Below are 8,176 nucleotides of genomic sequence, written 5' to 3'. Positions count from 1 at the left end.
TCAGGTTGACCGTGTTAGCCTGTGGACTGGATAGTGCCGACACGAACAGGATGAAGCAGGAAGAAAAAGCTGGCTCTTGTTAGCATTAGTTAGCTTTTTTGTATCGGATACACTAGAGATTATTGATATTAGTGACCCCAATAACCCTGTTTTTATAGGGAATGATCATATTTCTGATGGTCGGAGTATACAAATAGTAGGCAACTACGCTTTTGGTACGGGTGAGTTATTAGTTACTTTATCTGGTACGTCTGGCTTTGTTGGTGCTGATGTGAATGTGAATCTGTTTGGTGCTAATTTCTTGTTTAGTTAATTAGGGCTTGCTGTTGTTGGTGGGTTAGCAAAAGCGTAACCCACCCTACGCTTAGGGTTTATAGAATTTTCATCTTCATCCTGTTCATCCTTCAATCCTGGAAATCCTGATTCAGACAAGATGCCATAAGTGTATTAAAATAAAAAATTAGACCGAAAATTCAGTGTGGTAGTAAGTCTAGCGCAGCCATGAGTTCAGGTCTGCGTTAATCTTAAGCTCCCCTAGCCTCTGTTGGCAAAAATGAAACATACTCTTTCTGTTCTTGTAGAAGATGAAGCGGGGGTTCTCTCCCGTATTTCCAGTTTATTTGCTCGTCGTGGTTTTAATATTGAAAGCCTTGCTGTTGGTCCGGCTGAACAGGGAGGTGTTTCTCGAATTACAATGGTTGTACCTGGTGATGATCGCGTGATTGAGCAACTCACCAAACAATTATACAAGTTAGTTAATGTCCTCAAAGTACAGGATATTACCGAAACTCCTTGTGTAGAAAGGGAATTGATGCTTTTGAAAGTGAATGCTACTAGCAGCAATCGCTCAGAAGTAATTGAAATATCTCAGATATTCCGGGCTAGGGTTGTAGATGTGGCGGAAGATTCTCTGACTTTGGAAGTTGTGGGAGATCCTGGTAAAATGGTGGCGATTGTGCAAGTGCTGCAAAAATTTGGTCTCAGGGAAATTGCCCGCACTGGTAAAATTTCATTACCTCGTGAATCTGGTGTTAATACTGAATTGCTTAAATCTTTGGAAGCAAAGGTTTAGCTGTTAATGGTATAAGAACCCCACCCCCAACCCCCTACCCGCAAGCGAGGAGGGGGTTAATGAACAGTAGCTGAAAAGCTAACAATTACTACCAATTACTCACTTATGCTCCCCGGCAAAGTCATCAGCTATTGTGACTGTATTGGGATTTTGTTGTAAAATATGTTCATGCTACTAGGATTCAAGACCTTGAGTTCGGCTATGATGTATACTCAAAACGGTTAGGAACTTTACTTTTTATGGATGAAAAGACTCAGTTATAAGCCTCTCCCCGTGAACGGGGAGAGGTTTGGAGAGGGGTTCCATATTTGGTTACACTATGAACCGTTTGCAGCATAACTCATATGATTAGAAAATGCCATAATGAGGAAATTACTTTAAATAAATCAGCAAATTTAATCCGGGAATTGTGCGGGAGAGAGTCCACAAAACCAGTGTGATGTAAAGTAAACCTAAACTCCATTGATACCAAGCCAGTGTAGCGATAATTCCCGGTAAATGTTCATCTCTTAAACGAATGTCGTTAAATCCTAATCGCACTAAATTATTTAAACTAAAGTCGTAGTAGTTTAGCCAATTCCATCGCTGATTCCATAATAAAGGCATATATCTTTCACGGAATGTAGGATTTCTAGGAATGACTGGTAAACGTCCAATTAATAATCTTAATTGTCGTAAAGTTCCATCTTCTGTGAAGTAGGAAATATTCATTAAATCGTGATAACGTCCTTGTTGATAAAGTCGCCATAATAAGATGACAGGAACGGGGACTATAATAATTAATAGACAACCTAAAGTCAGCCAAGGCTGTTCAGTATTGTGAAATATTCCTAATAAGCTTAAAGATGCTAAACAGCTAAAGCTAGTCAATATGGAAATTGTTTCGTAATATGTGGGAATGATGGGGACAGGACGCAGACGACGGTAACGGTCTATTAACCAAAATAATAACCCAAAGTAGGATATAGCTAATCCCCCCACGCCAAATACTAACCAAAGATTCGTCCCATAGCCACTCAATAACAGCAGTACACTCAACAATAACCAGTTCACAGCTTGAATTAACCATCCTCCGAGGGACATAGGTTCACTTGCAACCAAGCGATCGCTTAGTTTATCATAAGTTTCTAAATCAATATCTGCTAAAGTTAGCAATTCCCTATTATTGCGAATCTTTTTTATTAAACTACGTGCTTTGATGGCTTCTGCTTGGGTGGGAGAAAAACCAAGATTAATTAAACTGAGAACAGAAGCATTATTAATATTTGTGGCTACTAAACGTTGGCTTAATTCTATTAATTTTAGTCGTTGTTTTGTATATTCTAGTTGATTTGCATCAGGAATTTGCTGCTGCTGACGGAAATTTTGTCCCAAATTTCGTAAAACATTTTGATTACCTTGTAATGTCGGTACATAAAACTTTTTGCCAATTTCGCCAGGATTCCCCAATATTTTTGCTTGATTAGAATTAAAAGTCAAGCCAGGTACCTTTAAAAATGCGGTTGCTGCAAATTTAGTATCACTAAAATCAGCTTGGTTAAGAATACTTGCACCTTGGAAATCTACAGATTCATTAAATTCTGTTTCTCGAAAAATTACAGCTTGTTTAAAATTAGCTTCTTGCAATAAAAGGACTTGAGAAAAATTGGATTTTATAAATTGGACTTGATTTGCAAAAGTTACATCAGAAAAATCAGCTATTCCTTGCCAAGAACTACTATTAAATTTTGCTAATTGCTGAAAATTGGTTTGATTAAAATTAGCATTTTTAGCAAAAATACTACCTTGGAAATTAGTAACTTCTTTAAAATTAACTTTTTTAAAACTAGCTTTATCAAAAAAAATGCTTCCCTGAAAATTACTGACTTGATGAAAAATGGCAGAATTGAAGCTAACCGGACGGCTAAATCTGGTTTCATTCCAGTTAGTCTCTTTCAGAAAGTTTGCACCTTGAGTATCTATAGATTGAAGAAAAAAAGTTTTATAAAATTGCACCTCTCCATTAAATCGAGTTTCCACAAAAGTCAAAGCCCCACGAAAAACTGTAATTTCACTGGAAGTATTTGACTGATGATCTAAAAGTGACTTGCAATCTTTAGAGTCAGGAAAAGCGATTGCTAAAGATTGCAAACATACTAAACGTAAGCGTTCTAATTGTTCTTGTTCAGTAGGAGTAAAAATTGGCGCTATAGCTTGAACATAAAGAGGAGTCCTTAAACCCAAATCTGTACCAATAAAATCCCCTTGAACTAAAGAATAACTCAAATCTAAACCCAAAGGTTTTGCACCAGTTTTTTGTAATTCTTTTCGTAAAATTTGGTAAAATCCGGCGCGGAAAGTAGTATTTTCTGGACGCAAATCAATCACCATTTGCCGTAAATCAACTGTTAAATTACCTTCCCGTAAAATAGGACTTTTAACTCGTTCTTGTAACAATTCCAGAGTTAAAGGTATACGTTCTGGTTGTGCTGCAAAAGCTGGGAGAGGGAGAAAGAGTAAAACGCAGAGTAACACAAAGGAAAGCGCAGAGTAACACAGAGAAACTTTGCGAAACTCTGCGCTTAACCTCTGCGTACCTCTGCGTTTAAAAAACAAATTATGCAATTTTCTAGTTATCGTGAATTAGTAAAACAATTTTACCTGTAATAGAGCCATTTTCCAGTAACTGGTGAGCATTTGCAGCCGCTTTGAGAGGAAATGTATTACTAACTTGGATTTTTAACTTATTTTCATCTATCCAAGTGGCGCATTGTTGGAGAATTTCGCCATGATGTTGAAGTGCTTCGATATTTCCTAACAGCATTGGTGTTAACATTAATTCTAAGCCAATGCGAAGATTTTTGTTTCTCGCAACTTTCCAAACTGTATTAGCGTCGGGTTCGAGAATGGTGACGATATCGCCATAAGTCCGCACTGCGGGAAAAGTTTTATCAAAAATTTCACCACCGACAGTATCAAAAGCTAAGTCTACACCTTCGCCGTTTGTCCAATCTAAGGTAGCTTGAACAAAATCAGTTTCTTTGTAAAAAATTACTTTGTCAGCACCAAGTTGAGTTACAAAATTCGCTTTTTCTTGAGAACTAATGGTAGTAGCGACATCTGCACCTTTTAGTTTAGCTAATTGAATGGCGACATGACCAACACCACCAGCACCGGCGTGAATTAAAACTTTGTCTCCTGGTTCGAGTTTTCCCCTTTCATATAATGCTTCCCAAGCCGTGATTAAGACTAAGGGTGCTGCTGCTGCTTCCGCAAAAGAAATTGATTTGGGTTTAGAGGCAACAAATCTTTCATCAACAGTGGTATATTCTGCGTAATTGCCTTGGTGTGCGCCTAAACCGCCATAGCAAAAATATACTTCATCTCCAGGTTGAAATTTTTGGACACTAGCACCGATGGCTTCGACGATACCCGCACCATCACATCCTAATATAGCTGGCATTTGTTCGGGGTAAAATGTACCTCGTTTTCGCAATTTGGTATCTAAGGGATTAATCCCAGCTGCTACTAAGCGGACTAAAAGTTCTGTATTTCCTGGTGTGGGTTTGGGAACTTCTTGTAGTTGGAGAACTTCCGGGTTCCCCGCTGCTGTCATTAAGACTGCTTGCATGATTATTTTCTCCTAGATACACGGTTATTTGCAACTTTAGCGTAATTTAGGTTTTGTTTCGCGCAGCCATGCGTATTTGCATTACTCTAAACGAAAATACTGCAAAAAGAAAAAACCGCGAAACCATATGGCTTCACGGCTTTCAATGTGGTGTGAGGAGTTTAACTAAACATCATCATAGACTACCTATTCAGTAACAGTGCGATCGTATCAATTTTGGTAACAGGATTTTTTCAGGATGAATTTACGTCAAATCACAGGATTTACACAAAACAGAAAGTAGCGGTAATGTCCTATGGCTACATGAATTACCGCTACGCAAGAATAGGGTTTTCAGCCACTTCTTGGGTAAGTCTTATTATTATTGACGCTAAAGCGCAAATATGGACTTTATTTAAAAAGTAAAAACCGTGGAGATATAAACCAATCCACGGCTGATAAATGTGGTGTGAGGAGACTTAACTTATATGATCATAAGTCATATCATCATTGATAACTCAATCACCACAAATTTCGTTACATAATTTTTGTTTGATGACAGAAAAACATTTTTATTTACCAAACTTCAAACTAAAGCACCACCACAGCTAGAACCACAACCCGCAGTACAACCATAGCAATAATCAGCAGTTTGTACTTCACCAATCAAATCCAAACTATCAGCTGCTAACAATTTGCTAATTGTGAGGATTTCTCCATTTTTTGTTTTTGCAGGTAAATTCATCATTTGGTTAAAGTCGCAATCATAAACATTCCCTAAATAATCAACTGAAAGTTGATCAAGACACATTAAATTTTCAACTGTCTCAGGGTTAAATTGCAACTCTAAAAATTGTAAATAGCTAGAGTAAAGCTTTTTTCGCTCTAAATGTAACTTTGTTCTACCTACAGGTAGATTAGTGATGGTGAAGAGGTTGTTAAACACAATACCAAAATGTTCTTGTAAGAACGTTTTGTAAGCCAGTTCTAAATTTGTCTGTTCAGGAGTTAAGGAAAATTTTTCACTGGTTGGTAACTGGGGATTATACACCAAATCCAAAATTAAATTTGGATTTTTTCCATAACCAACTTGATTTAGCCATTGTAAAGCTTTGATGGAATGATCAAAAACACCATTACCCCGCATTTTATCAACATTGTCCGCTAGATAACAGGGTAAAGATGCGACAATTCTAACTTTGTTTTGAGCAAAATATTCTGGTAAATCCCCAAACCCCTCAACAAAATAAATTGTCAAATTTGAACGAACAATAACTTGTTTACCCGCTAAAGTTGCGGATTCTACCAGTGGCTTAAAACCATAATTCATCTCTGGTGCGCCGCCAGTCAAATCGACAATTTTAATTTCTGAAAAATTGGATATTAATGAAATTAATTGTTGACAAATTTCTAGAGAAAGTTCTTCTGTTCTTATGGGACTTGCTTCCACATGGCAATGACTACAAGCAAGATTACAACGTTTACCAAGATTAATTTGTAAAACGTTGATCCTCTTTTTTATTAAAGGCGAATTTAGTTTATTTGGAAAAGGTGTAATTGCTGTTTGCACCATGATTTATACCTGAATGAAGTTTTGCATTTTCAATAAATTAACAGCAACCACCACCGTTATAGTGCCATGTAGAGTCAGTAATCATGATTTCTGCTGGCTTTAAAGAGCCTAATTTATTAGCTGTTTTATCACAAACTGCGGCGGGAATACCACGCTGAAGAAGATGACCTGCTCCATCATCAAATAAAGCTTCTACACCTGCATAAATTGCGGTTTTTCCAGTAAAAATACAAGCACCATCTTCAGGAATATCCATTTTGAAAGAAACAGAATCAAGACTTTCTAAAAGAAGATTTGCTTCTAAGTTATAAGTTTGAGTATCTAGTAGTCGATAAGGGCGACGAGCGCGAATTTCAATTTGTCCAAAACCAGCCTTGATAATTAATTGAGTATACTCTTCATAGGTGAGTGCGCCTGATAAACACATAGCGCGTAACCGTTCATCTTGTTGTAGATGTGCAGGAATTGGAGAAGTAGCAATGGGGTCACTCATTTGCAACCTTCCACCTGGTTTTAATACCCGATAAGCTTCTTTTAAAGCACGAGTTAAATCTGCTGGTTCAAAAATGTTAAAAAGACAATTTTGTGCGACTACATCAACAGCCGCATCTGCAACTGGTAAATTAAAGGCATCTCCTGGGATAATTTTGACAAAACTAGTATCAAACCAAGGGTTTTCTTGAGCAGCAATTTCTAAATTACGTGTGGCGGCTTCGCGCATTGCTGCCACTGGTTCAACAGCAATAATAGCACCAGGACGACGGGAAAAATAAGCAAATTGCAATGCTTCTAAACCACCACCAACGCCAACATACAGGACTGATGGTTGATTTACGAGTTCAGTGGGGTGAACTGTAGTCCCACAACCATAATTCATTTCTTGCATTGCTACAGGAATTTTCAGTCCTGGTAATTGCATCGATGTGCTTTGAACACAACACAGTCCTACTTCTGGTATTTGGGCAACTTCGGTGTAAAATTGGGCGGCGGTTTCTAAATAAGTCATTGCTGTTTTTGAGAGTTAACTTTATATATATTAATTGCTGTATTAATATATAACTGCGTACTAGATGAGTTTTTACTGAGAATCCATTAATTAATTCAATTGTCCAACATATAACCGACACCTCGCACGGTTTGCAAGATACGCGTTTCGTTATTGGCTTCGAGTTTCACACGTAAGTAGCGAATGCAAACTTCTATAATATTGGCATCACCGATAAAGTCATAAGCCCAAACTTCTTCTAAAATGCGATCGCACGTAATTACCTGTCGCGGATGGATGAGTAAATATTCTAGTAAATCAAATTCCTGAGTAGTTAACTCAACTAAACGCTGGCCTCGGTAGACTTCCCGCGTGCGCCGATTTAAAACCAAGTCGTCAAATTCTAAGATATCTGTCGTTCCTCCTCCCTGATTACGTCGCAGGTGGATGCGGACTCTAGCTAATAATTCCTCTATACTGAATGGTTTTTGTACATAATCATTAGCACCCGCATCTAGACAAGGAATGCGATTCCTAGGTCGCGCTGAGTGCAAAGCACACGCTTCGCGAACGCTATCGCTCACTTCCTCCTGAGGGGTTAACAAAATTATCGGTACTTTATCGTCCGTATTTCGCAAACGACGACAAATTTCCAACCCCGATACACCAGGTAGCATCCAATCTAAAATAACTAAATCTGGATGAAACGAACGCACTGCCATCAGTGCCGTAAATCCATCGTAAGCGATGCTGACTTGATAGCCTTCATAATTCAGTTCTAATTCTATAAACCGAGCCAATTTGACTTCATCTTCAACCAGTAAGATGTGCGTCATGATAATATTAATGATTTCAGCAGGGGATGATATTAGTAACACCAAATAAGAACTATTAATAGATGTGTTAGCTAGACATCTAATAGATCTACGTTAGCTTAGTATAAAGCTGAATAAGTAA

At 37.9% G+C, this 8,176-nt stretch carries 7 protein-coding genes; 2 read left to right on the top strand and 5 right to left on the bottom strand.

The window, feature by feature from the left end; all coding sequences use genetic code 11:
- Positions 1-76: 76 nt before the first annotated feature.
- The gene (locus H6G68_RS16645) at positions 77-313 is read left to right on the top strand and encodes a hypothetical protein (protein WP_190907631.1); all 237 of its coding nucleotides are present in this window, start codon (positions 77-79) and stop codon (positions 311-313) included.
- A 240-nt stretch (positions 314-553) separates the two neighbouring features.
- A complete protein-coding gene (gene ilvN / locus H6G68_RS16640; protein ID WP_071188498.1) occupies positions 554-1,072 on the top strand; it encodes an acetolactate synthase small subunit in 519 nt (172 codons plus the stop codon).
- A 372-nt stretch (positions 1,073-1,444) separates the two neighbouring features.
- On the opposite strand, the gene H6G68_RS16635 is transcribed toward ilvN, so the two are convergent.
- The 5 genes from H6G68_RS16635 to H6G68_RS16615 form a co-directional block, all read right to left on the bottom strand.
- On the bottom strand, positions 1,445-3,676 hold the full coding sequence (locus H6G68_RS16635; protein WP_190907630.1) for a pentapeptide repeat-containing protein: 2,232 nt from the start codon (positions 3,674-3,676) through the stop codon (positions 1,445-1,447).
- Positions 3,677-3,680: 4 nt separating this feature from the next.
- Positions 3,681-4,682 carry a zinc-dependent alcohol dehydrogenase family protein gene (locus H6G68_RS16630; RefSeq protein ID WP_190907629.1) on the bottom strand — a complete coding sequence of 334 codons (1,002 nt, stop codon included), beginning with the start codon at positions 4,680-4,682 and terminating at the stop codon, positions 3,681-3,683.
- Between the two features lie 565 nt (positions 4,683-5,247).
- Positions 5,248-6,234: an arsenosugar biosynthesis radical SAM (seleno)protein ArsS gene (arsS, locus tag H6G68_RS16625; RefSeq protein WP_190907628.1), complete on the bottom strand. Its 987-nt coding sequence runs from the start codon at positions 6,232-6,234 to the stop codon at positions 5,248-5,250.
- A gap of 37 nt (positions 6,235-6,271) precedes the next feature.
- Positions 6,272-7,240: an arsenosugar biosynthesis arsenite methyltransferase ArsM gene (gene arsM, locus H6G68_RS16620; protein WP_190907627.1), complete on the bottom strand. Its 969-nt coding sequence runs from the start codon at positions 7,238-7,240 to the stop codon at positions 6,272-6,274.
- Positions 7,241-7,335: 95 nt separating this feature from the next.
- The gene (locus H6G68_RS16615; protein ID WP_190907626.1) at positions 7,336-8,055 is read right to left on the bottom strand and encodes a response regulator transcription factor; all 720 of its coding nucleotides are present in this window, start codon (positions 8,053-8,055) and stop codon (positions 7,336-7,338) included.
- Positions 8,056-8,176: the final 121 nt, after the last annotated feature.

Source organism: Anabaena catenula FACHB-362 (assembly GCF_014698735.1).
GTDB classification, from domain to species: domain Bacteria; phylum Cyanobacteriota; class Cyanobacteriia; order Cyanobacteriales; family Nostocaceae; genus Anabaena; species Anabaena variabilis_A.
Note: the sequence above shows the minus strand (reverse complement) of the source record. Positions and strands in the feature narration are given on the sequence as shown.

Coding starts and splice junctions, on each gene's coding strand:
- H6G68_RS16630 (WP_190907629.1), bottom strand. CDS start 4,682: ATGCAAGCAGTCTTAATGACAGCAGCGGGGAACCCGGAAGTTCTCCAA.
- arsM (WP_190907627.1), bottom strand. CDS start 7,240: ATGACTTATTTAGAAACCGCCGCCCAATTTTACACCGAAGTTGCCCAA.
- ilvN (WP_071188498.1), top strand. CDS start 554: ATGAAACATACTCTTTCTGTTCTTGTAGAAGATGAAGCGGGGGTTCTC.
- H6G68_RS16615 (WP_190907626.1), bottom strand. CDS start 8,055: ATGACGCACATCTTACTGGTTGAAGATGAAGTCAAATTGGCTCGGTTT.
- arsS (WP_190907628.1), bottom strand. CDS start 6,234: ATGGTGCAAACAGCAATTACACCTTTTCCAAATAAACTAAATTCGCCT.